The organism is Paenibacillus sp. UASWS1643, from assembly GCF_008693195.1.
Taxonomy (GTDB): domain Bacteria; phylum Bacillota; class Bacilli; order Paenibacillales; family Paenibacillaceae; genus Paenibacillus; species Paenibacillus amylolyticus_B.
Window position 1 is genome coordinate 16,984 of the sequence record NZ_VXKZ01000112.1, and the last position, 24,552, is coordinate 41,535.

25 protein-coding genes and 1 other annotated feature are annotated in these 24,552 nt (G+C 46.8%); of the genes, 16 read left to right on the forward strand and 9 right to left on the reverse strand.

The window, feature by feature from the left end:
* Positions 1-46: 46 nt before the first annotated feature.
* Positions 47-1,300, reverse strand: coding sequence for a sporulation integral membrane protein YlbJ (gene ylbJ / locus FE296_RS19320; protein WP_150366039.1), 1,254 nt, complete (start codon positions 1,298-1,300; stop codon positions 47-49).
* Between the two features lie 151 nt (positions 1,301-1,451).
* Between ylbJ and FE296_RS32885 the strand changes: the two genes are divergently transcribed.
* The 3 genes from FE296_RS32885 (at position 1,452) to FE296_RS19330 (ending at position 3,012) form a co-directional block, all read left to right on the forward strand.
* Positions 1,452-1,616, forward strand: a complete 165-nt coding sequence (locus tag FE296_RS32885; RefSeq protein ID WP_155984997.1) for a hypothetical protein — start codon at positions 1,452-1,454, stop codon at positions 1,614-1,616.
* Positions 1,617-1,859: 243 nt separating this feature from the next.
* Positions 1,860-2,237, forward strand: coding sequence for a globin domain-containing protein (locus FE296_RS19325; RefSeq protein ID WP_036605723.1), 378 nt, complete (start codon positions 1,860-1,862; stop codon positions 2,235-2,237).
* 43 nt (positions 2,238-2,280) lie between these two features.
* Positions 2,281-3,012, forward strand: a complete 732-nt coding sequence (locus FE296_RS19330) for a DUF2225 domain-containing protein (RefSeq protein WP_190945370.1) — start codon at positions 2,281-2,283, stop codon at positions 3,010-3,012.
* A 12-nt stretch (positions 3,013-3,024) separates the two neighbouring features.
* Here FE296_RS19330 and FE296_RS19335 read toward each other — a convergent pair whose 3' ends face one another.
* Together FE296_RS19335 and FE296_RS19340 are read right to left on the reverse strand one after the other, a co-directional pair.
* Entirely contained in the window at positions 3,025-3,258 is a 234-nt protein-coding gene (locus FE296_RS19335) for a hypothetical protein (RefSeq protein ID WP_017692378.1), read from the reverse strand.
* A complete protein-coding gene (locus FE296_RS19340; RefSeq protein WP_017692379.1) occupies positions 3,255-3,425 on the reverse strand; it encodes a YycC family protein in 171 nt (56 codons plus the stop codon). Before FE296_RS19340 ends, FE296_RS19335 begins: the two co-directional genes overlap by 4 nt.
* Before the next feature lie 339 nt (positions 3,426-3,764).
* Between FE296_RS19340 and FE296_RS19345 the strand changes: the two genes are divergently transcribed.
* Both FE296_RS19345 and FE296_RS19350 read left to right on the forward strand, forming a co-directional pair.
* Positions 3,765-5,564 carry a M3 family oligoendopeptidase gene (locus tag FE296_RS19345; protein ID WP_150366040.1) on the forward strand — a complete coding sequence of 600 codons (1,800 nt, stop codon included), beginning with the start codon at positions 3,765-3,767 and terminating at the stop codon, positions 5,562-5,564.
* 289 nt (positions 5,565-5,853) lie between these two features.
* Complete coding sequence (locus tag FE296_RS19350) at positions 5,854-6,264, forward strand: hypothetical protein (protein ID WP_017692381.1); 411 nt, start codon at positions 5,854-5,856, stop codon at positions 6,262-6,264.
* Positions 6,265-6,342: 78 nt separating this feature from the next.
* On the opposite strand, the gene FE296_RS19355 is transcribed toward FE296_RS19350, so the two are convergent.
* The gene (locus FE296_RS19355; RefSeq protein ID WP_105601328.1) at positions 6,343-6,576 is read right to left on the reverse strand and encodes an alpha/beta-type small acid-soluble spore protein; all 234 of its coding nucleotides are present in this window, start codon (positions 6,574-6,576) and stop codon (positions 6,343-6,345) included.
* A gap of 202 nt (positions 6,577-6,778) precedes the next feature.
* On the reverse strand, positions 6,779-7,753 hold the full coding sequence (locus FE296_RS19360; RefSeq protein WP_150366041.1) for an aldose 1-epimerase: 975 nt from the start codon (positions 7,751-7,753) through the stop codon (positions 6,779-6,781).
* 245 nt (positions 7,754-7,998) lie between these two features.
* Positions 7,999-8,266 (forward strand) — a binding site (T-box leader).
* A 76-nt stretch (positions 8,267-8,342) separates the two neighbouring features.
* Between FE296_RS19360 and trpS the strand changes: the two genes are divergently transcribed.
* The gene (trpS, locus tag FE296_RS19365; protein ID WP_124117447.1) at positions 8,343-9,335 is read left to right on the forward strand and encodes a tryptophan--tRNA ligase; all 993 of its coding nucleotides are present in this window, start codon (positions 8,343-8,345) and stop codon (positions 9,333-9,335) included.
* A gap of 116 nt (positions 9,336-9,451) precedes the next feature.
* On the opposite strand, the gene FE296_RS19370 is transcribed toward trpS, so the two are convergent.
* Entirely contained in the window at positions 9,452-9,652 is a 201-nt protein-coding gene (locus tag FE296_RS19370; protein WP_124117449.1) for a hypothetical protein, read from the reverse strand.
* Between the two features lie 120 nt (positions 9,653-9,772).
* On the opposite strand from FE296_RS19370, the gene FE296_RS19375 reads away from it, so the two are divergent.
* Positions 9,773-9,991, forward strand: a complete 219-nt coding sequence (locus FE296_RS19375) for an alpha/beta-type small acid-soluble spore protein (protein ID WP_024634589.1) — start codon at positions 9,773-9,775, stop codon at positions 9,989-9,991.
* Positions 9,992-10,105: 114 nt separating this feature from the next.
* On the opposite strand, the gene FE296_RS19380 is transcribed toward FE296_RS19375, so the two are convergent.
* Complete coding sequence (locus FE296_RS19380) at positions 10,106-11,086, reverse strand: metal-dependent hydrolase (protein WP_124117451.1); 981 nt, start codon at positions 11,084-11,086, stop codon at positions 10,106-10,108.
* Between the two features lie 436 nt (positions 11,087-11,522).
* On the opposite strand from FE296_RS19380, the gene FE296_RS19385 reads away from it, so the two are divergent.
* Positions 11,523-12,134: an SCO family protein gene (locus tag FE296_RS19385; RefSeq protein WP_124117453.1), complete on the forward strand. Its 612-nt coding sequence runs from the start codon at positions 11,523-11,525 to the stop codon at positions 12,132-12,134.
* A gap of 75 nt (positions 12,135-12,209) precedes the next feature.
* Here FE296_RS19385 and FE296_RS19390 read toward each other — a convergent pair whose 3' ends face one another.
* Positions 12,210-12,557 carry a toprim domain-containing protein gene (locus FE296_RS19390; protein WP_091020792.1) on the reverse strand — a complete coding sequence of 116 codons (348 nt, stop codon included), beginning with the start codon at positions 12,555-12,557 and terminating at the stop codon, positions 12,210-12,212.
* Between the two features lie 527 nt (positions 12,558-13,084).
* Entirely contained in the window at positions 13,085-14,260 is a 1,176-nt protein-coding gene (locus tag FE296_RS19395; protein WP_124117455.1) for an MFS transporter, read from the reverse strand.
* Positions 14,261-14,450: 190 nt separating this feature from the next.
* Between FE296_RS19395 and FE296_RS19400 the strand changes: the two genes are divergently transcribed.
* The 8 genes from FE296_RS19400 to FE296_RS19435 all read left to right on the forward strand — a co-directional run bounded on the left by FE296_RS19400 (position 14,451) and on the right by FE296_RS19435 (position 24,453).
* Positions 14,451-14,933 carry an ATPase gene (locus tag FE296_RS19400; RefSeq protein ID WP_174806458.1) on the forward strand — a complete coding sequence of 161 codons (483 nt, stop codon included), beginning with the start codon at positions 14,451-14,453 and terminating at the stop codon, positions 14,931-14,933.
* Between the two features lie 18 nt (positions 14,934-14,951).
* Complete coding sequence (locus FE296_RS19405; RefSeq protein WP_150366042.1) at positions 14,952-16,097, forward strand: transglutaminase domain-containing protein; 1,146 nt, start codon at positions 14,952-14,954, stop codon at positions 16,095-16,097.
* Between the two features lie 105 nt (positions 16,098-16,202).
* The gene (locus FE296_RS19410) at positions 16,203-18,239 is read left to right on the forward strand and encodes a peptidoglycan D,D-transpeptidase FtsI family protein (protein ID WP_124117459.1); all 2,037 of its coding nucleotides are present in this window, start codon (positions 16,203-16,205) and stop codon (positions 18,237-18,239) included.
* Positions 18,240-18,607: 368 nt separating this feature from the next.
* Complete coding sequence (locus tag FE296_RS19415; protein WP_124117461.1) at positions 18,608-20,584, forward strand: peptidoglycan D,D-transpeptidase FtsI family protein; 1,977 nt, start codon at positions 18,608-18,610, stop codon at positions 20,582-20,584.
* A 245-nt stretch (positions 20,585-20,829) separates the two neighbouring features.
* Positions 20,830-21,765, forward strand: coding sequence for a metal ABC transporter solute-binding protein, Zn/Mn family (locus FE296_RS19420; RefSeq protein ID WP_124117463.1), 936 nt, complete (start codon positions 20,830-20,832; stop codon positions 21,763-21,765).
* A 31-nt stretch (positions 21,766-21,796) separates the two neighbouring features.
* A complete protein-coding gene (locus FE296_RS19425; protein ID WP_223868953.1) occupies positions 21,797-22,618 on the forward strand; it encodes a metal ABC transporter ATP-binding protein in 822 nt (273 codons plus the stop codon).
* 3 nt (positions 22,619-22,621) lie between these two features.
* Positions 22,622-23,581, forward strand: a complete 960-nt coding sequence (locus FE296_RS19430) for a metal ABC transporter permease (protein WP_150366043.1) — start codon at positions 22,622-22,624, stop codon at positions 23,579-23,581.
* Positions 23,581-24,453, forward strand: coding sequence for a metal ABC transporter permease (locus tag FE296_RS19435; RefSeq protein ID WP_036673312.1), 873 nt, complete (start codon positions 23,581-23,583; stop codon positions 24,451-24,453). The genes FE296_RS19430 and FE296_RS19435 overlap by 1 nt, the downstream gene beginning before the upstream one ends.
* Positions 24,454-24,552 lie beyond the last annotated feature (99 nt).

Sequence of the window (24,552 nt, forward strand, 5' to 3'; positions counted from 1 at the left end):
ACAACGTCTGGGCGCATATTCCGTTAAATATAGATGAATCGTTGACTTATTTTTTGGCATGTCGTCTTGGTTTGAGAATGGAACTTAATATCGCTAGGAATAACAACAACACGATGAGGCTTACAAAAACAATCATTCCTGACAAGAAAATCAGTCCCCAGTCCGGTGTATATGTTGATAACGATGGGATGAAACCGGGCTCCATGAGAACGGGTGAAGAGGAACGGCTCATCATGGGTGTCCATAACAGCAGGACCAGCACAGGTGCGATTAGGGCATGAATTGCTCTGGCAAATAGAAATGGACCGTATCTCATGGGTGTGTTGCTAAGAACACTCATAATCTGTGCATGGACGGATAATCCGCCCCAGGAGAGAACAAAGGCTGCTGCTGCTACTTTATAGACGAGTGGGATGGATGCCCCGGCACTCCCAGCCTCTTTGTTCCCCAGCGTTACTTCAAACAGCCCACCGACCAAGCTAGGAGATAAAGATGGAGGCAGTCCGCTATGTCGTAACAATTGCTCGGTTATCCCGTATAATCCGCCAAGCCAACCGGTCTGTACAAGCAGCTCCATCATGACCGAGAAGAATACAACCAGCCCTCCTACGATAATAATAAGGCGAAGGGATGAGGAGACTGCCTGGCGCAGCAGTTCACCAAATGCCCGTCCGTCAGCCTTTCTTGCTTCATGCATCGCATAGATGGCCCGGACCAGTCTGTTTTTAGGTATTTCCTCCGATGGAGATCCAGAAGAGATGTCTGGCTGTGAGCCTTTTGCTGTACCCCCGTGAAAACGCATGAGCATACCCACCAGAAAAGCTGCAGCGTAATGGCTCGCAACCAATACTGGAGCAATGGCGACATTATGGAAGAACCCAACCGATACGGCTCCAATCATGAAGATCGGATCGGATGATGTAGTGAAGGCAACGAGCCGTTCTCCTTCTTCCCGGGTAACCAGCTTTTGTTCCCATAACTGGGCGGTCAGTTTCGCCCCTGTAGGATAACCGGATGCACAGCTCACGGCAAATACAAAACCACCGCTTCCGGGAACACGAAACAATGGACGCATCAGTGGATTCAGCAATGTGCCTAGGAAATGAACAATGCCAAAGCCGAGCAGCAGCTCGGACAGCACCAAAAAAGGAAAAAGGGAGGGAAACAATACGTCCCACCAGATGGACAGTCCGCGTACACCTGCATGCCAGGTTTCCGCTGGATACAAGACCATTAATACACAAAGGATCAGGAGAGCGAGTGTGACCAGGACATGGGTGAGTCGTTGTGAAGCAGCCATGAATTCTTCTCCTTTATTTTGGAATGGTCGATGTGCGGAAGTCTGTGATGTTATTGCCATCAATATATGAAAAAAAGTGGACAAACAGTACAAAATTATACGTAGAAAGCGCTTGCAAAAGTGGCTGTGTTTTTGAGTGATGTGTGCTAAAATGAGAAAAACGCCTGAACGTCACCTAATTGTCTCCAAGGTGGAATTCAATTCGGATGGAGTGATGATCATGAGTCTTGTCACCGGAATCCTGGTCTGTGCTTTTGTATATGTGATACGTGCCTCGCTGGTACGCTCTGAGGAAGAGGACTGGCGGAGTTATTAATGGAATATCTAGTGCGCCAACCTATGCGGTTGGCGCTTTTTTTGTGTTGTGTTTTGAAGAAGTCCTATATATAGATGGCAGGTTACATGTCCTGATGATTTCATGTTATATAGGACTTTTTGGTTTTTTTTGATAGAATGAAGATAAAGGCTTTTGGGGCCTGGATATTGTTACTGTTTTCACAATGTTCATGGAACGTGTAATATATGGCAAAATTCGACATCAGAAAGGGGAATCAGATGAATGAATCCCAGTTTGAGTATTTATGACAATCTTGGTGGTGAGAAAGGTGTTCGCGCACTGGTCGAGGCTTTCTATCCGATCGTTCAGCAGAATGAGCAGCTGGCTCCGCTTTTCCCGGAAGATATTCAGCCGGTCATCGACAAGCAGTATATGTTTTTGTCTCAGTTTTTTGGAGGACCAGGGCTGTTTTCCGAGGCGTTTGGACATCCAATGATGCGTGCCCGTCATATGCATTTTGAAGTGACTGTTGAACGGGCTGAGGCTTGGCTTGCATGTATGGATCAAGCCTTAACACAGATTGGTGTGGAGGAGCCCTTGCATTCGTTTATCCTGCAGCGTTTATCCGGGCCTGCACATCACTTTGTGAATACACCGTAGTTCCGAATATGATTATAAGCGTATGGGAGAGGGATGGAAGAGATTGGAATTAGAGCCGCTGTATAAGGTGAAAGTGTCCTGCCATTATTGCGAAACCGAGTATGAGACCTCACGGGTAAGACCGAGTTTGAAAAGGCCCTACCGGACGGATTCGGATTTTTGTGCGTACTACAAACTGGAGAATCCAGACTTTTATGTGGTTCGCATCTGTCCGCAGTGCGGGTTTGCCTCCACCGAGAACGCAACGGAGCATTTGAATGATGCTCAGCGCAAGGCTTTTAAGGAACAGATCGGTAACCGCTGGGTTAAACGTGATTATAGCGGAGCACGAACACTGGAACAGGCGCTGGCTACGTACAAGCTTGCCTTGCTGTGCGCACAGGTTATCCAGGAGAAAGATCGTGTCGTCGCTGGTCTGTTGCATCACATAGCTTGGTTGTATCGTTATATGGAGGACCATGCACAGGAACATCGTTTTCTTGAATTTAGCCTTGAAGCCTATGTGAAGGTGTTCGAACGTGAAGGAACGGGTGGCAATGAAGCTAAACTGTTGTATTTGCTCGGGGAATTGAACCGCAGGGTAGGACGGTTTAATGAAGCGGTGCAATGGTTCAGCAAGGTCATTCATGACAAGCGGATCACAGATGCGGCCATGATTCGTGCTTCAAGGGAACAGTGGGCCGTGCTGCGTGAGCAGATGATTTCAAGTAAATTGGAACTCCCTGAAGAGATGCTGGAAACAGACAAAGAGGCTGCGAAGCGCAGCCCCCTCTAAGTTGATTTTACATTAGTTACGGACTGGACGGCTGGATAACAAATAGTCACTGTCGTTGTCGATCACGGTCATGCTTGTATTACAACAGGGAAAGACCAGTAATTTCTTTTTGCCTTCGCGAATGAGCACAAGCTCTTTTGGTTTGAGGGGGAGCAGCACGTTGCTTGCATGACAGTAGGGACATTGCTGTACATAGATGTCTCCCATCACAATATCGTAAGGCCAGCTGTTCTCAAACGGAATCATTCTTGTTCGCCTTCTGGTGCAGAAGGTTTGGAGGCTTCTTGTTTGGCGAGTTCCGCAATCTTCTGCATCAGGATATGTTGGGGCATGTGCATCAGGTGCTCCAAAGGTACGCCCAAGGATTCTGCTAATTTGACGGCTGTATCAGCCGATACTTGTAAAGGTTTCATACGTTTACCTCCTGAAAGTTGCTATAAATACATGTTCAAAAAGTCTGGTTTTCAGTACCGAGAAGATGGAATGAAGCTAGAAATGGAGTAGCGGAGCGTAGGCAAACTACGTGAGCAACTACATTGTTTCCAAAGGAAACAACCTTCGGAAGCATCCGCTTATTTCGGCTGAATTTCATATTCGATGCTGATGATGCCGGTAGGCATGATTCGTAATCAAAAGTGGACTTTTTGAACAACCTCTGTAGCTATTTCTCTAGTATAGAGATACAGCACACAGAAAACCAGTTTTTAATTCAATCCTAACCATCCAATTTATAGAGAGAGGTGCCTTATTAAATGAAAACGCCACTACACCCCGTATGGGATCTGGAGTCCATTTTTAGTGGAGGTTCTTCCTCCGAGACATTTGCTGCGTATCTGATTGAACTGGAAGAGGATGTACGTAAACTGCAACATCTGTTGAACGAAACACCTGCACCGACTTCAATAGAAGAGACGGCAGCATTTGATCCCATTTTGGAACTGCTGCAAAGCTGTTATGTCCGCATATCGGAAGGTTCTGCGTTTGTATCCTGCCTCTCCTCACAAAACCAGAAGGACAAGAAGGCAACGCAGCTTCAGGGAGCCATCAGTTCTATTGCTGCGATGCTGAACGGCAGCAAATCGAAGTTCGACAATACACTCAGTCAGACATCAGATTCGGTGTGGGACGCTTGGATTGCTCGGGAAGATATTCAGCCGTTGGCATTTGTATTAAACGAGAGCCGCACGCTGGCTCGTGAGAAGTTGTCGCCTGAACTGGAAGGCCTTGCTCTGGATCTGGGTGTGGATGGTTACCATGGTTGGGGCAAATTCTACAACACGATTGTCAGCAAGGTAAACATTCCATTCGAGCAAGATGGGGAAACGGTGATGCTGTCCGCAGGACAGGCTGCCAACAAGCTGAGCGATAGTGATCGGAATGTACGCGAGACGGTATTCGCAAACTGGGAACAGGCTTGGACCGATGTCGAAGATTTCTGCGCAGACACGCTGAACCATCTCGCAGGATTCCGTCTGAAGTTATATGAGAAACGTGGCTGGGATGATATCCTCAAAGAACCTCTGGCCATCAACCGGATGTCACGTCAGACACTGGATACGATGTGGGATGTGATTAACGGGGCCAAACCTGTGCTTGTTCAATATCTGGAGCGCAAGGCAGAACTGCTCGGGGTAGACAAGCTCAGCTGGAGCGACGTAGATGCACCAGTAGGTCAATCAAGCGGAAAAATCACTTACGATGAGGCAGCCATCAATATTGTTGAACAGTTTGCCAAGTTCAGTCCTAAACTTTCCTCGTTTGCAGAGATGGCTTTTGAGAAGCGCTGGATCGAAGCAGAAGATCGACCTGGCAAGCGCCCAGGAGGATTCTGTACGTCTCTGCCACTTAGCAAAGCAACCCGAATTTTCATGACATTCTCAGGGACACCGTCTAACGTGTCGACTCTTGCGCATGAACTTGGTCATGGGTATCATCAACACATTATGGAAGAGTTGCCTGCCTTGAATCAACGTTATGCCATGAATGTGGCTGAGACAGCGTCCACGTTTGCTGAACTGATTGTAGCAGATGCCCTGGTGCAGGCGGCAACAGATGAGCAAGAGAAGCTGGCTTTGCTGGAAGACAAGATACAGAGAAGTGTAGCTTTCTTTATGAACATCCATGCCCGGTTCCTGTTTGAGAATCGTTTCTATGAACAACGCAAAAAAGGGTTGGTCAACCCGGATGAATTATCCAAATTAATGGTAGAGGCGCAACAGGAAGCGTTCTGCGGTGTACTTGCATCAGATCATCCTCATTTCTGGGCATCCAAACTGCATTTCTATCTGACTGGTGTGCCATTCTATAATTTCCCATACACGTTTGGGTATATGTTCAGTGCGGGAATCTATGCAAGAGCGCAGCAGGAAGGTACAGCTTTTGCAGATAAATATGATGATTTGCTGCGGGATACAGGGCGTATGACGGTCGAAGAACTTGCCCAGAAACATCTGGGTACGGACCTGACACAACCGGAATTCTGGCAAAATGCTGCGGACTTGGTTATTGCCGATATTGAGCAGTTTCTACAGATGACGGCGACCGAAAAATAGGTTGAATATAATAGGTTGAATATATATGAAAGAGGCTGCAATCCCCTGTTAACAGACACGGGATTGCAGCCTTTTTTTGTTCGCGATCCTAATTTTTAAGGTTTAAATATTTTGTCGCAAATGAAAGAAAAAGCTCAGTTTAAGGGAGTGGGATGGCAATTAATTGTGCAAATCATAGTTAGAAATACCCAACTTTGCCTTTCTTTGTTGAATGAGCACATATGATGTCATATAATGAGTCGTAAGTCCTTGATATATAGGACTATAAGCATATAAGGAGAGTGTTAATATGAAAATTGATGAGCTTTCATTAGCGAGGCAGTTGGATCTGGTGTTCAAAGAACTTGATAATGAGTTATCAGGGTTAGATTCAGGGGTAGTTTTTGTGCAAATACGAAACAACGTAATTGGGAAATTCGGTATTCGACATAATCCGATAGCTGGACGAGATGGACAGATGGATGTGGAGGAAGGGGGGCTAAACGAAACCCAGAGAACATCTTTCCGGGCAATGGCACTGGAGACTTTGAAATTCAAACGCAATTGGACACATGGTGAAATATCGTACGACTTCACAGTAAGACAAGGTATGATTCTGGTAGATGCAACGATGGAGTCTAATTACAATATGGCGAGCCTGATGATTCGTTACCCTAGAACCAATACATACAAGGATTCAGATATGGAGTCGACCTCATAATTCGTTGCACAAGAGAAAGCGGCACTTCCGAAGAAGGCCGCTTTTGCATTCTGCTTAGCTCAAGCAATAATTACGAGCTTACGAACGACCCGATAATTGCTGCTCAGCGATTTGCACCAGACGCTTAGTGATGTATCCACCCAGAGAACCTGTCTCACGGGAAGTATAGTTACCGTAGTAACCATCTTGTGGAATAGTTACACCCAGCTCTTGTGCAGCTTCCATTTTCAATTGTTGCAATGCTGCAGTTGCTTGGGGAACGACCAGGTTGTTGGAGCGGCTACCGCTACCTTGGTTTTGACCTCCGTACATATGTGTCACCTCCTTATGGGTTGGTGATGTTAGTATGGTTAGAGAATAAGGAAATATACATGATATGGCGTAAGGGAATATATGGGTAATTATCGGTGCACAGATCACATAAAAAAGCCGACCCAATGCGGGTCGGCAAGTTGTATAAGGATATCAAAATAGTTGGTGATATGCTTAAAAGCATAGAGAGTGATCAGCTTGCTTAGTCTGTAGGAGGTATAACCTCAATACGTGTAAATAGCTCAACAGGCTGTTCCGGTTCCAGGCGAATCAACCCCGTCTGTTCATCCGATAAAGCCAAATTAGGTGCATCCGGGAGCCAAGTGTACGGTTCAATGCACAGGAACTGATCGGATTCACCTTTGGTAAAGAGAACCCAGTGTTTGAAAAATGCTTCATCTGCTGAATATTTCAGGGTATATCCATCTTGCCTGCGTAAGTAAGCCGTAGCCGGTTCCCCTTCGGTAGCTTTCAACAGGGTATCCCAGTTACGTCCCTGCAAGTTGATGCCTTCGTTCAGAGCAGACCATTCACCCAGGGATTCCAGTTCACCTGTCGGTATTTGTTCTTCATTCTGTCCGTATATTCCGGAAACAGGCAGTTGCAGTGTCCAGTCGGCAGGTTTGCCGTCTAACAAAAACCATGTATGATATCCCATCCCAAAAGGAGCAGGTGTTGAGCTCAGATTGGTGACTCGCAGACGCTGGCTAAATACAGCGTTTTGCAGACTGAACGTCATCTCAAGTTTCAGGGGAATCGGGAATTGAGCCATCCAATGCTCTTCATTTTCGGTCAGTAATTCAGTCGTAATTGCACAGCCGTCTTCATCTTCCTCAATGTCACTGACACACCAGGATTGGGTACGGTGGAGACCGTGAATATGGTTGTCATTCGCCGTGTTCTGATCGAACTGGTAACGAACACCTTCATATTCGAATTGTCCACGATGAATGCGCCCTGGTGGAATCAGGAGAGGAACGCCAAAATGGTACGGCTTCTGCAGATAAAAGGCAAGATCGTCTTCATCCGGACGGCGGACGACATCTCTGTCCTGCACTAAATCGCGAATAGAAATAATATTATTTCCAAGACGCGGCAGCAGGGTGATTTCCAATTCACGGCTATGTAGGATATACGTGTCGTAACCATTCCATTGGCCTTTGGTCACTTGTTTCATATCGATGCTCCTTTTCCCACTTGAAATCTGTCTGCAAGCAGTTGTGATGAAGATACTGCTGCAGGCGTGTCGTTGTGTACATGCCAGCTATTTCCTGCGCTGTTTCGTATGAAGAAGGCAGCAGGATAAGCAATTCCATCATAACAGATTTTGATGTCTCGGGTAAAAAAGTTCAACTCATTTTGACATTCGCGCCTGTGCGCATTAAGATGGAACTCTGAAAGCATTTATTAGAATTGAATGACATGAAATCGATGACAGGGATAAGTAGGCCAAGAGAATCCTCTTCAGAAAGCCGGTGGTTGATGTGAACCGGTGTGAGCTCTGTACCGAATGGACCCTTGAGTGTAGGTTTGAACAGGTTAAGCCAGAGATGGGCTTGCCCCACTAGAGTCTGCCGTTTAATCCACGTTACGGAACAATGAAGGCATTTCTTCGACTTGACTTGATTCAGGGTCAGGAGCAATGGAAGAAAAGCGAATAAGGGTGGCACCACGGTCTCACGTCCCTTGCGGATGTGGGGCCTTTTTGCGTTCGCAGAGAATGGCAGGAGTTTTTTTTATATACAATCAGGGAGGCGTTATGTGCAATGAAAACAGTACTTTCAGGTATTCAACCGAGCGGCAAGCTCACATTGGGAAACTATATTGGTGCAATCAAAAATTTTGTGAAACTTCAGCATGACTATCAGTGTCATTTCATGGTGGTTGATCTTCATGCCATCACCGTGGCTCAGGAGCCGGCAGCATTGCGTGAACAGTCGGAAGCTGTAGCTGCGCTGTTTATTGCAGCAGGCATTGATCCGTCGAAATCTAACGTATTTCTGCAATCCCATGTACCGCAGCACGCGGAACTGGGCTGGTTGATGACAACGCTGACCTCCATGGGTGAGCTTGAGCGTATGACTCAGTTTAAGGATAAATCATCCGGTAAAGATTCCGTTGGTGCCGGACTGTTTGTGTATCCATCATTAATGGCGGCTGATATTTTGTTATACAATGCTGACCTTGTGCCAGTAGGTGAGGACCAGAAGCAGCATTTGGAGCTGACACGTGATCTAGCAGGGCGTTTTAACCACCGTTATGGGGAGTACTTCACCATTCCAGATCCGTATATCCCACAGGTGGGTGCACGGGTAATGTCACTTGACGATGCCTCTTCGAAAATGAGTAAAAGTAACCCTAACGCTGGCAGCTATATTGCCCTGCTGGATCCGCCGGATGTGATTCGCAAAAAAATCAGCCGTGCCACTACAGATTCGGGACGTGAAGTCGTATATGATCCGGCAAACAAACCGGAAGTTAGCAATCTGATGAGTATCTACGCTGAATGTGCAGGTATGACGCTTAAAGAAGTAGCTGAGCGTTATGAAGGCAAGATGTACGGTCCGTTCAAAAAGGAACTGGCTGAAGTGGTTGTATCTGTGATTGAACCGCTGCAACAACGATATAATGAGATTCGTGAATCTGGCGAATTGGCGGATGTTCTGGATACGTCAGCCCGCCGTGCAGAAGAAGTTGCAGCTCAAACGTTGGATGCAGTGAAAGAACGTATGGGATTTGTTCCGAAACGTAAACAGTAGGGCTGAACAAGATCCTCATATTTCACGCATTGAATAGTTAACATGAATAAAGAGGAGCCCTATTGAAGGACTCCTCTTTATTTGTGCGTTCATTATTGAACCATCAAATGACCTGCTCAAGAAGTGGGCTCTGAAGCAGCCGAGCGAACTTCCTGACGTTCTTTTTTGGCGCGAATCACGAATCCCCAGCCAATGTTGGCAATGGACAGGACAAATATCAGTGCAGCAAACCAACCAGAGTAGGAGATCATAATTGCTGAAACCGTTAACAAAATAATCGAAGAGAATGCGAACCATAAGGATAAGCCTTTACTCATTGGGAAAAACCTCCATCTACAAATTTAGTAAAACTCCGTATAACCTGTAGCCTACGAGCCATAATAATCTTGCAAGCTTGCAATTACATTACAGACACAGATTGAAGGGAGATTATAAATATGGCTCAAGGATCTCGTTCTAACAACTTGGTGGTACCTCAGGCAAATTCTGCATTGCAACAATTGAAAATGGAGGCTGCACAGGAACTGGGTGTAACTATCCCACAAGACGGTTACTATGGTAACTACACTTCCCGTGAAACAGGATCTTTGGGTGGATATATCACCAAACGTCTGGTACAAATCGCTGAGCAGTCTCTGGCTGGGTCTGGCAAATAATTTATTTTAACCAACAGCAACAAAACAGGATAAACAGAAAGCCCGGAGCGGAAACGCTCCGGGCTTTCTCGCGTCAGTTCCTATGTCTGATTGTGCCTTGCCATGCTCACTTCGTCAAGGGCGTGCGGATAAAAGTTTTTTATCCATTTTCTCATCGCTTAACCAGCCTACATACGTATCAATCGTCTCAAAATTCCGATCCATCACAATTACAGCGACAAATGGATATTGTTTTCGGTGTCGATAACGTACATCTGCCCAGCGGACCTTGTAACCGGCAGGCAGTTCTTCAACCTCTGCCACCGCATAGGAGGTGAAATAGAGGAAGGCGCTGACTTCCGGTGATTTGCGTGAAGCAGCAACGGCGGCATGAGTAGAAGACGAGGCGTGCAGACTCCATACCAGATTAGAACCATCCATTTTACCGATCACATAACTGCCGTCCTCAACTCGTTTAACCACATGCCAGCGGTTCCAGGATATCGTTGGAATGACGATGTATCTTGCCTGCTCTGGGCTGTTGTCGAGACGTCTAACTTTTCTGACTGCTTGTGCACGAGCAATCGTTCGCCATATATAATACAAACCGGTCAAACTATACAACGTAACGAAGAGTGGTGCAGGGGCGATCAGATCAAAGGCCCATAACAGGATAGCTATGACATGTGTAGTGAATAGAAACGGATCAAAAATATGAATGATGTTCCAGGCGATCCAGCGTTCCGTAAAAGGCCGGGCGGCTTGGGTTCCATAGGTGTTGAACAGATCGGTGAATACGTGAAAGCCTACGGCCACAGCGGTCCAGGTGGCAACGTGTCCAATAGGGACACCAGGGAATATCAGTGCAATGACGCCGGTGATGAGCATAACCCATAACAGGAGAAATGGCAGAGAGTGTGACAAGCCCCGATGATTCCGAATGTAAAGCGAATTGCTTTTGAGACGTAACGCAGTATCGATGTCAGGGGCCTGGGAACCGGCGATCGTGCCAACCATTACCGCAGCTGCAAGCATGGGACTAGCCGCGACAACAGGGTCGACATAAGCCAGACCGGCTAAACCAATCCCCATGACAAAATGTGTAGAGGTATCCATAAACGTCTCCTTTGTGTGGTGTATCGTTCTAAGGCATATTACTTCTCTATCTAGGTGATACCCATATATAGTGTATAATATCCGTCTGTCAGGATGCAAAACATCCCCAATTTCAAAGTTATGACAATTTCCTGTGACATACCCAATAAATGTACGTAGTTTGTCAAACTATTTTGGAAGTTCCTATGATAAACTTTATATCGGATACAGTGAGAAAAAGCGCCAGAGAACGTACGATACTATTCGAATGATATATAACGCTAAAATAATTTATGGGCATTGTTCCTTTTAACCGTTACAATAATATAGAATCTCATAATAAGTAGGTTTCTTTGAATACATATGTCACAGTAGATGGATGAAGCGAAACAAACGTGATTTTGGGTTCACATATGTATGCGTATTCATAAGAGAAGATACAGAAGGGACGAGGAAGATGCTGAAAAAGTACAAATGGACATGGATGCTGCTCGGGCTCGCACTGATAATGGCTGTGTATCTGATGTGGGGCACCGTATTTGCCAGTAAGGAAAAATTACCCGAGATTCGTGAAATACAATCCTTTTCCATGGAAAATGTAGATGGCAGTACGGTATCACTGGAGGATACTCAAGGGAAAGTCCGATTGTTCTACTTTTATTTCACCAGTTGTCCGGATGTCTGCCCGATTACAACGTTTACGTTATCTCAGGTGCAGGATCTGTTGAAAGAGGACGACACCTTCGGTAAAGATGTCTCATTTGTATCCATTTCATTCGACCCGAAAGTCGATACAAGAGAGAAGATTAAGACGTTTGCGGACCGCTTCCACGCGGATTATTCCGGATGGTACTTCTTGCGAGGGGATATGGACAAAACCAAACAGTTGGCCAGGGATTCATTCCAGATCCTGATCGAAGGGGAGAATAAGGACGATTTTGCCCATATGAACATGATCGGGTTGGTGGATGAGAACAACCAGCTGCGCAAGGTATATAACGCATTTAATACAGAGGACGTTGTGCCAGCTGTCATTGCCGAGGATATTCGTAATCTGATCAAGGAATAATCATCTGATCATCATACTGTAAAGGCTGCCTTCAGGTTGGATACCAACCCAAAGGCAGCCTTTTGGTATTTCATTTTAATAGGAAGGATGTTCAGGGTATTGGATGTATGTCTCTAACCCGGCCTTTTCCAGCTGGGCAATGATATACTCATCAGGTGTTCCTTCCACACCCGCATATCCTCGTCTTGTATACATCTGTACTGCATCCGGGAAAGCATCCCGAAGTACACCTCTAATTTTTTTGCCGGAACTGTCATTATCCATAAATAAATAAACTTCATCATATCCGACTTGTTTGCGCAATGTCTCCAGCTTAAGTGAATTAAGCGTTCCAAACGTGCATAAAATGTTGATTTCGGGTCCAACCAGACGTTTCAGTTTGCTTCGATCATTCTTACCTTCCACAATGACATGAATAGGCATGATATTCACCTCTTGTTCGAGAGCTTATGTCGACATTCCCCGGGAAATGTTGCAGCGAAAATCGACTGATTATATAAAATGGACTCCTTTCTTTACACGACTGCTAACTGGATAGAACAACCCATCAAGTTTGAGGTCTTATTTCATAAGTGCATCATTAGGGAAGTAATAGCTTGCAGTGGCCGTTCCGGTTACGGATCGTTCTTCCGATCGCTGTTGTCTCCATATATTTCTGATTTGCTTTTATAAAGGTAATATTTGGAGACAAAGGCGAACGCTATCGCTTCTTCAGAATCGATTCCGTCCCCTTCACTACTTTTGGCTCATTGTTCAACCTTAATGATGCTCTTCAATAAGATAAAACCTTCGGTGATTGTGAAATAGATCTCCCAGTTAGCTTTTATCAACGTGTAAAACGTTAGTCCATTTTATATAGTTTAGCTGTAAATGGGGGAATGATGCAAAGCTAATGAAAATACTCGCCTAATTGATGCCATAATGGTAAGGAGACAGAGTCTGATAGGAATTTAATTCATTATACTTTTCGGGTCGGACAGGGATGCTTCGCGTCTGGATGTATAGTATGGAAGCAGTAGCATACCGATCATTAACAAAAGAAACGCGATGAAATAGGGTGATAACCCGACACGAAGTTGCCCGGCTGTGATGGGGCCGATGAAAGAGCCGATGGAGGTGGCAATGGATTGCAGCGAGAAAATGCGGCCCAACTTGCTTCCTCCGCTCAGACGGATAAATAGGGTTGCCATAGCTGGAAAGATGATGCCTTTGGACATCCCAAGTACAAATAATACGGTGGACAACGGAACCTGCGGAATGGCTGCCATCACAAAAAAACACAAGGACATTAACAGTACGCCCGCAACCAGACGCAGCTTGGGGGAATACCGGTTGAGGAATAACATGCTGAGGGTGAAGAGTGCCCCAATACTGATTATAGAGAACAGCAGTCCGGTAGACATGATGGACGATTGTCCTCCGCCCCGCAGGGGTAATTCGAAGAAGAGAATCCCTTGGGCACAGGCAATCACCAGAGGCAAGGCAAAGTATCGCCAGGACACCGGCAGGAATGCACTTGTGGCATCTGCTGGTGAAACGTCAGGTTTGGCAGGTTCCGTTACTTTCTCATGCTGTTTGACGATACCGCGGGGCATCGTCATGAAAGCAATGACACCTGTGAGGATAAGCAGATAGCCCAAGCCTGAAAATGTAGCAGAGAATCCCATGGAACCCACAATGATCGCACCGGCTGCTGGCGATACCACAGATGCGAGGGTATGCACTACCCCGTGACCTGACATATACTTCCCCTGTTTCACCGGATCGCTGGATAACTGTGCAAGCAGGGCGAGACATGCAGGAGACAGGAAGGCCAGTACAAAACCGCTGATGGAACGCAGCGCCAGCAGTTGCCATGGTGTCTGGACATAGGCTTGCAGGAGCAGGATGAATCCTGCACCGAGCAGACTGAATACAATGTAGCGGCGACTGCCATGTTTATCGATTTGTGTTCCAGCAATCAGATTGCCAGGAAGGTGTGTTAAGGAATAGATGCCCATCATCCAGCCAATGAAGGTAGGGGCGGCTCCCAGCGAGATGGCAAAAGGGGTCAGAATGGGATACTGGGCGTGCAGATCAAATACAGCAAGGAACAAAAACAGGTATAGCCAGATGGCCGTTTTCACATAAGCCCCTCCTTGTTAAGCGATGCATGTTCAAACTACAGGTCTTGAACGTGTTCCCCGTTCGCCCGGCAGAACCTCATGGTACTACTTGTACGCCCGGCGGGACGAACTTAGACCGTTTATTTTTAAGGGAGAGGGCTTAGCTGACAGCAGCTTCGGAAATCATGTATAATATTCGGGAGTGTTACAAATGAATTCTAATACGGAAGGTGTAGTCATGAACATAGAAGTAATCAAAGAGTTTGTGATGCAGAACTGGCTGGTGATCGTGGTTGCATTGATCATATTGTTCTTTGTTCTGAATGTGGTCAAAACCGTATTGAAATGGGCGATTGCCATCATCATTATTGCGGCTCTACTGATATACAGCGGCATCTCCATTGATCAGATCAAACAGACAGTGACAGACGTACAATCCAGCACGATGGACACATTGAAGAAGGAAGCAACCAGCATGATGCTTAAAGAGGCTTCCAAAGCGAAATACGTCAAAGGACAGGATGGAGCGTTCACCATCACAAGTCCCAATGTGGAGATTAAGGGCAGAACTCAATCGGATAAAGTTGATGTGACCTTCCGCGGAATTTCACTTGGCGAATGGAAACTCGACAATGAAACTATACGTACGTTTGTCGAACAGGCACAGGAGAACAAAACAGCACCAGCATCGTAGTAAAGGGGGAATCGGTACGTGCTGCAGAATTGGCTGGACAGCCTGAAGGAATTGAATGGCATCACGATTATGCTGTTGCTGATTGTGGCTGCTTCATTATTGCAGGGTTGGTCCAGAGGGGCTTCGCGTTCAGCAGGCAGACTCTTTGGGTTCCTGATGGATGGCATTATGGCGGTCATTGGTATTCTGTTGTCGATCGGTTTAACATTGTGGCTTGCACCATATGTACAGCAGTGGCTGTCTGAGTATGCTTCTGCCATGCCTAATCGTGAGTTGAACCGGTGGGAACAGATGTATTATACGTTGGTTACGGCGATTGCAGATTTTCCACTAATGCGGTTCGCTGTATTATTTGTATTAAGCTATGGACTCATCCGACTGATTCTCGGGTTTCTCTCTTCATTTATTTTTAGCAGCAGGCAGGGGTCAGCCGAGGAAAGTGCGCCTAAAGGTATGTTTAGTCGGTTGACGGGTGCATTCATTGGCACGATCATAGGCTCCGTCCGCGGAATGATTGTCATTGCGGTCTTGTTCATGATTGTCAGTCTTTACCCCGGGAGCATGTTCAGCCGGTATGTGGAAGCATCTCCGATCTATATGCAAGGGGCCAAATCGGTTATCGAACCGTTGTCTGGCACGTTTATCAAGGACAAGCTACCCGTATTTACGCAGGCTGTGCAGAAGGAACTCGGCGGCATCCTGCAACGCAAATATGAAGTCATTGACCATAATATTCCGATAGATATTGAATCAGCCGCGAGTGAGATTGTCAAAGGCCAATCGACAGATGAAGCCAAAGCAAGAGCGCTATACGACTGGGTAGGTTCACGTATTCAGTATGACTATGGTAAAGTGGATGACTATGAGCAAAAGGGCATATGGCATGAACAGAATCCACAGAATACATTTGATACACGCAAAGGCGTATGTATTGATTATGCCCGTCTCTATGCGGTGATGGCCCGTTCACAAGGACTTGAAGTCAAAGTTGTTACAGGGCTTGGTTATAACGGCCAGGGAGGGTACGGTCCGCATGCGTGGAATGAGGTGTATTTGAGTGATTCCGAGAGCTGGGTTCCGCTTGACCCGACATGGGCGATCAGTGGAGACTGGTTTAATCCTCCGAATTTTGCCGACACCCATCTAAAGGATCAATCAGCTTAGAAATACAACGGACAAGGGTCCGGAATATGACGACGTTGCCAGGTTATCATGCCGCGAAGAATCAGTTTGAGCGGTATGCATCAAGTCATGAAAGAGGTAGGATGGATGAAAAAGCATTCCAATGAGAAGGATGAACTTACGGACAAACGGCGCTTCAGTTACCGAATGAACGTATTTTTCTTCGCTTCCTTTGTTATTTTTAGCGTTATTATTGTACGCTTGGCCTTTTTGCAATTCGTGGAAGGGCCGGAGCTTAGTCAGGAAGAAGCCAGTAACATTACCAAGGATGTGCCGCTTCCTCCTGTAAGAGGCACGATCTATGATTCCACAGGTGAAGTGAAGCTGGCTTATTCCAAGCCCATTCAGTCGCTATACTTGACGCTGTATAAAAACTATGGGGATGTTGATGGGAAACCAAATCCTAACATAGGGGAAGTGCAGGATATTGCAACCCGGTTGCATGATGTATTTGAACAGTACAAGCTGAAGGATTCAGAGTCACTTACAGTGGAGAAAATTATTGAAGAGATGGACTTGAACTCCCGCAAAGCGAACGGTTTTATGCCGCGTCTGATCAAGAGTGATCTGTCCGAGGAAGAAGTCGCTTATTTCCTGCAACATAAGGACGAGTTCAAAGGTATTCAGATCGTCGAGGAGAGTGTACGATTCTACGATCCGGATACGGTAGCGGTTCAGACCATCGGTTATCTGAAGAAGTTCAGAAGTTCGAAGTCCTTGGACAAATACAAAGAGGTGGACGAGGCCAATAAAACGCAAACGGATCCGGGCCTGGTGTATACGGAGAATGAATTTGTAGGCTTTGATGGACTGGAACTGCAATATCAGGATGCTCTCCGCGGCAAAAGCGGATATACATCCGTTGATGTTGATTTGCGTAACTTGCCTGAAGGTGTGGCTGGTTCTACCCCGCCGAAGAAAGGTTACGACCTGATATCCAGCATTAACAAGAACGTTCAGGTAAAAACGGAACAGGCCATTCTGGATCAGTTGAGTTGGCTTCATCGGAATCAGGTATCCGGTCGATTACATCCAAATGCCAAGACCGGATTTGCGGTTGCGATGGAAGTGGATACCGGGAAAATTGTATCTGCTGCCAGTATGCCTGATTATGATACCAACATCTGGAGAACAGGCAGTATCACAAATGATCAATATGATGATATCAAATATGTGTATCAAAATGGTACGATTCGTTCATTCCCTCCGGATGACTCTAAAAAGCGAGCTGAATCGATCGTGCTACTTGGCTCCACCATCAAACCGCTTAGTGTCTTGATCGGTTTGAAAGAAGGTTTCTTCACTACAAATACCGTATATTCGGATAGAGGTTCAACGACCTTTGGTGGGGACAACCGCAGAGTCCAGAATTCATCAGGGCATGTGTACGGTGCGATGCGCCCGCATGATGCGATTCGTCATTCCTCGAACGTATTCATGATTGATGAGATTGGCAAGAAGATGTACTCAAAATACGGTGCGACCGGAATTGACAAATGGGATGAATACATGAAGCAGTTCGGCCTTGGGGTATCTACAGGGGTTGATCTGCCGAATGAATTCCTGGGTATACGGGATTACATGAACGAAACGGAAAGCTCGTTGACTCGTCTCGTGTATGGTTCCTTTGGACAGCAGGGAAAATACACAACCATGCAGTTAGCACAGTACACGACAATGCTGGCGAACAAAGGAAAGCGGATGGAGCCACAACTGGTTAGAGAGTTCCGGGATTCGGAAGGCAACGTAGTCGAGAAAGTAAAACCGAAAGTACTCAGCACGGTAGAGTTTAACGATGCCTACTGGAATGAAGTACAACGAGGCATGGCAACCGAGGTATCTGCTTTTAGCGGATTCCCTTATGACTTTGCCAGAAAAACAGGGACATCGACACAGGTAGTAGGCGGTAAACTGGTGGATAATGGTGTATTTATCGCCTATGCACCACGTAATAATCCAAAGCTTGCTGTCGCTGTGGTTATCCCCGAAGGGGGCTTTGGATCGAGCAGTGCGGCTCCGGTTGCACGTGCGATCTTCGATGCCTATGACGAGGAATTTGGTCTCGACGGTGTACCGAAGAAAGACAAAAATAAAGATTCAGATTCGGAAGCAGGCACACAGTAATGTGAGGCATTGGTTACAGAGGGGACCCTTCGTGGGTCCTCTTTTTTGTTTTACGTGGAAAATGATCGTAAGAGTGAACTAATTAGTTGCATTAATATGTAACCATATGAGCTGTATCACGTTTATATAAGGGAAGGGTAAACGCGATCCGGAGAACGGGATAACGTTGATATGTCAGTGTTTACATTGAAATCGGTAGATGGGGTAGTGCAACGTTTCTGTTTACGAAAATGTAACCAAATATTGAAAGACGTGACAGCTAACCTTTGGTAGACTTGTATGAGAAAGGATTAAATTTTTGGATTGAACACGTTCACAAGACGGATTAAATATTTTATTTTTATAGAGGAACGGGAGAGGCTTAAAACATGTTTAACCGATTGAGGAAGAAACCCATGACTGAGGACGATACACCCGTCAACAAGCCTTCCACCGCAAGGCTGAATCTGTTTTTTTTCGCGGCATTTGTCATATTCAGTATCCTTATTTTCAGATTAGCCTTTGTGCAATTTGTGGAGGGTCCTGAACTGACGTATATGGAAACGAGTCGTAATACCAAAGACATTCCACTCGCACCTGTTCGTGGTCCCATCTATGATGCGACAGGGGAAGTCGCGCTGGCTTATTCCGAACCTGTACAGTCCCTCTATGTGCTGTTATATGAGGATTATCGGAATGATGAACGTAGACAGGAAGCAGAGGAACTGGCTCATGATCTGGCGGCTGTGTTTAAGCAGTTTAATCCAGGGGACAAAGAGCAGCCGGATGCGGAAGAGATCATCAAACGATTGGATCTGGATTACCAGAAAACATTTGGATATGTGCCGCGGCTGGTGAAGTCGGATCTATCGACCAAAGAAATTGCCTTTTTCATGGAGAAAAAAGCGGATTATCCGGGCGTTATGGTGCTGGAAGAAAACATAAGAAAATATGACCCGGATGGCGTAGCGGTTCAGGTTGTGGGTTACACCAGAGAGTTCAAACGTGCACCAGATTCCATTGCCAAATATAAGGCCATCCGTGAAGGGGCAAGTACCCAGCGTGATCCAGGGCTTGTCTATCATGAAGAAGAGAAGGTTGGGTTCGATGGGCTTGAGCTGCAATACCAGGAAGAACTCCGTGGACGAAGCGGATATCAGTCCATTGATATTGACGCACGTAATCTGCCAGATGGAACGATGTTACAAACACCACCGGAGAAAGGCTACAGTCTGGTTTCTACCATTAACAAGGAAATTCAGATGGCCACACAAGAAGCAATAACGGACGAATTGCGAAGACTCCCTAAGGCAATTACCGGATACGCAGTAGCTATGGAAGTGGATACGGGGAATGTGGTGGCTATGGCGAGTATGCCGGATTATGATCCGAACGATTGGGATTATGACAAAATCAAATATGTGTTCCGGAATGGAACCACCGAGTCGTTCCCACCGAATGATGACAAGCCTAGTCGGGCGGAATCCGTTGTACTTCTTGGATCAGTAATCAAGCCGCTAAGTGTGCTTATTGGATTAAAAGAGGGATTATTTACACCAGGAGAGACCTATCACGATCAGGGATATGCGGTTTTGGGGAAAGACGGACGACAAGTGAAGAACTCGCATTCTGCTTATAATGGTTCTATTACGGCGAGAAGAGCGATTGAGAAATCCTCCAATGCCTTCATGATTGATATGGTGGGTAAACGTTTGTTACGTAATTATGGCTCAGAGAAAGGCATCGATGTCTGGCACAAACACATGCAGGAATTTGGCTTGGGTGTTTCCACTGGTGTAGATCTGCCTAATGAATTTCTGGGTAGGCTAGAATATAAAAATAAAGACGAATCAGCTCTAACACGTTTGGCGTTTGCCTCATTTGGACAACAAGCCAAGTACACCACCATGCAACTCGCCCAATACACGACCATGCTTGCCAATAAGGGCAAGCGGATGGAACCACATCTGGTGAAGGAAATCCGTGATGCGGACGGCAATGTGGTGAAAGAGATCAAACCTAAAGTGCTCAATGAAGTTGATTTTGCCGATGCGCACTGGAATGAAGTGCACAAAGGAATGGTTACCAAAGTAAGTTCATTTGACGGTTTCCCTTACGATTATGCTCGGAAAACAGGAACATCAGAGCAGGGGACCGGACCGAACAAAAAAGAGAATGGTGTGTTTATTGCCTTTGCACCACGAGATAATCCGAAGCTTGCTGTCGCTGTTGTTGTACCAGAAGGTGGATTCGGGTCAGTCAGTGCTTCACCAATAGCACGGAAAATTTTCGATGCATATGATGAAGTGTATGGTCTCGATGGAACGCCGAAAGGTAAGAAAGACGAAGGGAAAGACAAAGAGTAATGCAAAAGAACGTCTCGGAAGTTAGCTCTTTTAACATCGTGACCGAAAGGTTTATGAAGTGAATTAAATATATTTGGACAGGCAGGGGAAATAATCCCTTGCCTTTTTTTTTGGCTTCGGATAAAATTTGCACAAGGGAAACATTATTAGTCTTGATTAAAACTTAATACCTTGTACAAAAAAATTAGATGTGGACAATACTTTTAGGAGAGGGAAAGGGGACGATTGAATTGTTAAAGGTGAAGATGAGGAGCATTCAGAGGGGGTTCATAACACTAGCAACTCTGGCTCTGGTTGTTGTTCTTGCGGCATGTTCAAGTGATGCAGAGACTGGCAGCGGCGGCAAGCTACAAGTAACCGCTACAACAGGCATGATCGCTGACGTAGCACGTGAGGTAGGCGGAGCATATGTTGATGTTACCGGGCTCATGGGCCCGGGCGTTGACCCCCACTTGTACAAGGCATCCCAAGGTGATATTCGCAAGCTGGAACAAGCAAAAGTCATTTTCTATAATGGACTACATCTCGAAGGCAAAATGACAGACATTTTGGAGAAAATGTCCTCAAGCAAGCTGGTTACAGCCGTTACAGAGAGCATTCCAGTCGAGGAATTACACTCAGGCAAAGATACAGGCGGCACGGAATATGACCCACACGTCTGGTTTAACGTCAGCCACTGGATGCATGCGGCAGAAGCCGTACGCGATACGCTCGTGGAGGCGGACCCGGACCATGCGGAAGAATACAAAGCTCAGGCAGAGGCGTATCTGGCGAAGCTCGAAGCACTGGATGCCGAGGTCCGTGAGAAGATTCTGGAGATTCCGGAAGCAAGCCGGGTATTGGTTACGGCGCATGATGCATTTGGATATTTCGGTCAGGCTTATGGCATGAAAGTGATGGGGCTTCAGGGCATCAGTACAGCAGCTGAATATGGTGCAAAAGATGTTAGCGAACTGCGGGATTATCTCGTAGATAACCATATCAAAGCCGTATTTGTTGAATCGAGTGTGCCTGCAAAAGCAATGGAAGCCATCATTGCCGGAGCCGCTCAAAAAGGACATACGGTCAGCATTGGTGGAGAACTGTTCTCGGATGCCATGGGGGCTGAGGGAACGGAAGAAGGCACATACATCGGTATGATTCGCCACAATGTTGAGACGATTGTAGAAGCTCTGAAATAATGAATCACATGAAGAGAGGAGTTACAGGATTATGGAAGATACAACTTTATTGGAACAGACTCCTACGAAACTGAACAATAGTCACTTGCAGGGAACGCAGCCAACATCGGCTCCTCTTAGTGTGAGGGATCTGGCTGTTGCGTATCACAAAAAGCCGGTGCTTAGCAGTGTATCCTTCGATATCCCTGAAGGGCAGCTTATCGGAATTCTCGGACCGAATGGCGCCGGGAAATCAACCCTGATCAAAGCTGTTCTGGGACTGGTACCGAAGATGCATGGTGAGGTACGGATCTTCGGAAAATCGTACCGGGAACAACGTCGTCGTATTGGATATGTACCCCAACGTGAATCGGTGGACTGGGATTTCCCTACGCATGCACTCGATGTGGTCATGATGGGACGTTATGGTCATCTGGGCTGGTTCCGTCGTCCGGGGAAAAAGGAGAGGGACCTGGCGGCACACTGCCTGGAGCAAGTCGGCATGGGCGATTACATGTACCGCCAGATCAGTCAGCTGTCCGGTGGACAGCAGCAACGTGTCTTTCTGGCGCGGGCACTCGTGCAAGACGCAGATCTGTATTTCATGGATGAGCCATTTGCAGGTGTCGATGCCACAACAGAGAAAGCGATCATTTCGCTTTTGGAACAGTTGAAGAAACAAGGCAAGACAGTACTGGTTGTTCACCATGATCTGGCGACAGTCGAGGAATACTTCGACCATGTGCTTTTGCTCAATGGACGACTGGTGGCAGGTGGTCCGACGAGCGAAGTATTTGTACCAGATACACTGCAAGAGACGTACGGAGGCCGGATTGCCATGATCGGAAGCCGGACGGAGAAAGGCAAGGTGTAGTACATGTGGAACTGGATCGTTGCCATCTTGTCCGACCCCAATACACGTTGGATATTGCTTGGCTGTCTGTTACTTGGATTCAGTAGTGGAATTATTGGCTCCTTCACCTTCCTTCGTAAGCAGAGTCTGATGGGGGACACCCTTGCTCATGCTGCTCTGCCTGGGATCTGTATTGCATTTATGTTGACGGAAACGAAGTCGGTCGGATTATTCCTGTTCGGTGCTCTGGTGGCTGGCATTGTCGCTACCTTCGGAATCTCATGGATTACACGCTACTCCCGGATCAAGCAGGATGCGGCGATGGGAATTGTGCTGACCGTATTTTTCGGGATTGGTGTAGTGATGCTGACGCGCATCCAGCATGGGGCGAGCGGAAGTCAAAGCGGACTCGATAAATATTTGTTTGGGCAGGCGGCATCCATGGTCATGACGGATGTGTATATCATGGGGGGCGTATGTCTCGTACTACTGATCGCCTGTCTGGCTTGGTTCAAGGAATTCAAACTGGTGAGTTTTGACCCGGGATTTGCACGAGGTATGGGACTGCCAGTTGCCATGTTGGAGCAGCTTATTCTGCTCTTGACGGTAATCGCGGTGGTGGCCGGGATTCAGGCCGTTGGTGTGGTGCTTGTTGCAGCCTTGCTGGTAACTCCGGCAGCAGCGGCACGTTGCTGGACCGACTCACTCGCACTGATGGTGGTGTTGGCAGGCATATTTGGTGCATTGAGTGGAGCAACAGGAACCATCTTCAGCACACTTGTACCTAATCTGCCAACAGGTCCTGTAACCGTTCTTGCGGCTACGGTATTGTTTGCCGGATCAGCCTTGCTGGCTCCACGTCGTGGATTATTAGCCAGGCGGTTGCGCAGTATTCAGGCGAAGTCAGCATATATGCGTGAAGAGCGAGCCACACTTCAGACCCTCGCCACACAGCGAAATCAGCAGGAACGGGGGGAGATGTAATGGCAACGTTTTGGATTATCTTGACGGCCGTACTGGTTTCTTCTGCCTGCGCCATCCTCGGTTGTTTTCTGATTCTGCGGCGAATGGCTCTGGTCGGTGATGCGATTAGCCATGCGGTTCTCCCCGGTATTGCGATTGCTTTCCTGTGGAGTGGTTCCAGGGATTCATTGTGGATGCTACTTGGTGCAACGGTGTTTGGACTACTGACGGTGTTCTTCATACAGAGTTTGCAGGCGGGAGGACTCTCGTCTGATGCCTCAATCGGAATTGTGTTTACTGCACTCTTCGCAGTAGGCGTCATTCTGATTAGTCTAAACGCTCAGCACATCGATCTGGATCTGGACTGTGTCTTGTTCGGGGAGATCGCTTATGTGCAGTGGGATACGCTGACCCTTGGGGGGACGGATGTTGGACCGAGAGCAGTCTGGATGCTGGGTATCACTTTGCTGGTCATCCTCGTCGTCATTGGGCTGTTTTACAAACAGTTCAAGCTGTGTGCCTTTGATCCGGCGCTGGCTGCGGCTTGCGGCATTCCAGTAGTGCTGTTCCACTATCTGCTCATGGGACTCGTATCGATGACGTCCGTAGCTTCATTTGAAAGTGTTGGTTCGATTCTCGTGGTGGGTATGCTGATTGTACCTGCGGCAACGGCTTACCTGCTCACAGATCGTCTGGGCAAAATGATTCTGTATGCCGTCTTGATCGGAGCAGCATCCTCGGTTGGAGGTTACATCATGGCATACGCCCTGGATGCTTCCATCGCGGGCTGCATGGTAGCTGTTGCTGGAATTTTATTTGTTCTTGCACTGCTGCTGTCACCGAAACACGGCATCATATTCCGATACGCTCGTCGCAAATTCGCGGCACGTTAATTCATAGAGATTGTTAGCCGCCTGCTTTACAGGCGGTTTTTTTGATTGGACTGTAAACGAAGAAAAATTCAATAGCAGCCCCTCCTGCTGGAGTGAGCT

Coding starts and splice junctions, on each gene's coding strand:
- trpS (WP_124117447.1), top strand. CDS start 8,343: ATGAAAACAGTACTTTCAGGTATTCAACCGAGCGGCAAGCTCACATTG.
- FE296_RS19345 (WP_150366040.1), top strand. CDS start 3,765: ATGAAAACGCCACTACACCCCGTATGGGATCTGGAGTCCATTTTTAGT.
- FE296_RS32885 (WP_155984997.1), top strand. CDS start 1,452: ATGAGAAAAACGCCTGAACGTCACCTAATTGTCTCCAAGGTGGAATTC.
- FE296_RS19355 (WP_105601328.1), bottom strand. CDS start 6,576: ATGTACGGAGGTCAAAACCAAGGTAGCGGTAGCCGCTCCAACAACCTG.
- FE296_RS19435 (WP_036673312.1), top strand. CDS start 23,581: ATGGCAACGTTTTGGATTATCTTGACGGCCGTACTGGTTTCTTCTGCC.
- FE296_RS19335 (WP_017692378.1), bottom strand. CDS start 3,258: ATGATTCCGTTTGAGAACAGCTGGCCTTACGATATTGTGATGGGAGAC.
- FE296_RS19415 (WP_124117461.1), top strand. CDS start 18,608: ATGTTTAACCGATTGAGGAAGAAACCCATGACTGAGGACGATACACCC.
- FE296_RS19430 (WP_150366043.1), top strand. CDS start 22,622: ATGTGGAACTGGATCGTTGCCATCTTGTCCGACCCCAATACACGTTGG.
- FE296_RS19420 (WP_124117463.1), top strand. CDS start 20,830: ATGAGGAGCATTCAGAGGGGGTTCATAACACTAGCAACTCTGGCTCTG.
- FE296_RS19340 (WP_017692379.1), bottom strand. CDS start 3,425: ATGAAACCTTTACAAGTATCGGCTGATACAGCCGTCAAATTAGCAGAA.
- FE296_RS19425 (WP_223868953.1), top strand. CDS start 21,797: ATGGAAGATACAACTTTATTGGAACAGACTCCTACGAAACTGAACAAT.
- FE296_RS19350 (WP_017692381.1), top strand. CDS start 5,854: ATGAAAATTGATGAGCTTTCATTAGCGAGGCAGTTGGATCTGGTGTTC.
- ylbJ (WP_150366039.1), bottom strand. CDS start 1,300: ATGGCTGCTTCACAACGACTCACCCATGTCCTGGTCACACTCGCTCTC.
- FE296_RS19410 (WP_124117459.1), top strand. CDS start 16,203: ATGAAAAAGCATTCCAATGAGAAGGATGAACTTACGGACAAACGGCGC.
- FE296_RS19360 (WP_150366041.1), bottom strand. CDS start 7,753: ATGAAACAAGTGACCAAAGGCCAATGGAATGGTTACGACACGTATATC.
- FE296_RS19390 (WP_091020792.1), bottom strand. CDS start 12,557: ATGCCTATTCATGTCATTGTGGAAGGTAAGAATGATCGAAGCAAACTG.
- FE296_RS19385 (WP_124117453.1), top strand. CDS start 11,523: ATGCTGAAAAAGTACAAATGGACATGGATGCTGCTCGGGCTCGCACTG.
- FE296_RS19375 (WP_024634589.1), top strand. CDS start 9,773: ATGGCTCAAGGATCTCGTTCTAACAACTTGGTGGTACCTCAGGCAAAT.
- FE296_RS19380 (WP_124117451.1), bottom strand. CDS start 11,086: ATGGATACCTCTACACATTTTGTCATGGGGATTGGTTTAGCCGGTCTG.
- FE296_RS19370 (WP_124117449.1), bottom strand. CDS start 9,652: ATGAGTAAAGGCTTATCCTTATGGTTCGCATTCTCTTCGATTATTTTG.
- FE296_RS19325 (WP_036605723.1), top strand. CDS start 1,860: ATGAATCCCAGTTTGAGTATTTATGACAATCTTGGTGGTGAGAAAGGT.
- FE296_RS19400 (WP_174806458.1), top strand. CDS start 14,451: ATGAATTCTAATACGGAAGGTGTAGTCATGAACATAGAAGTAATCAAA.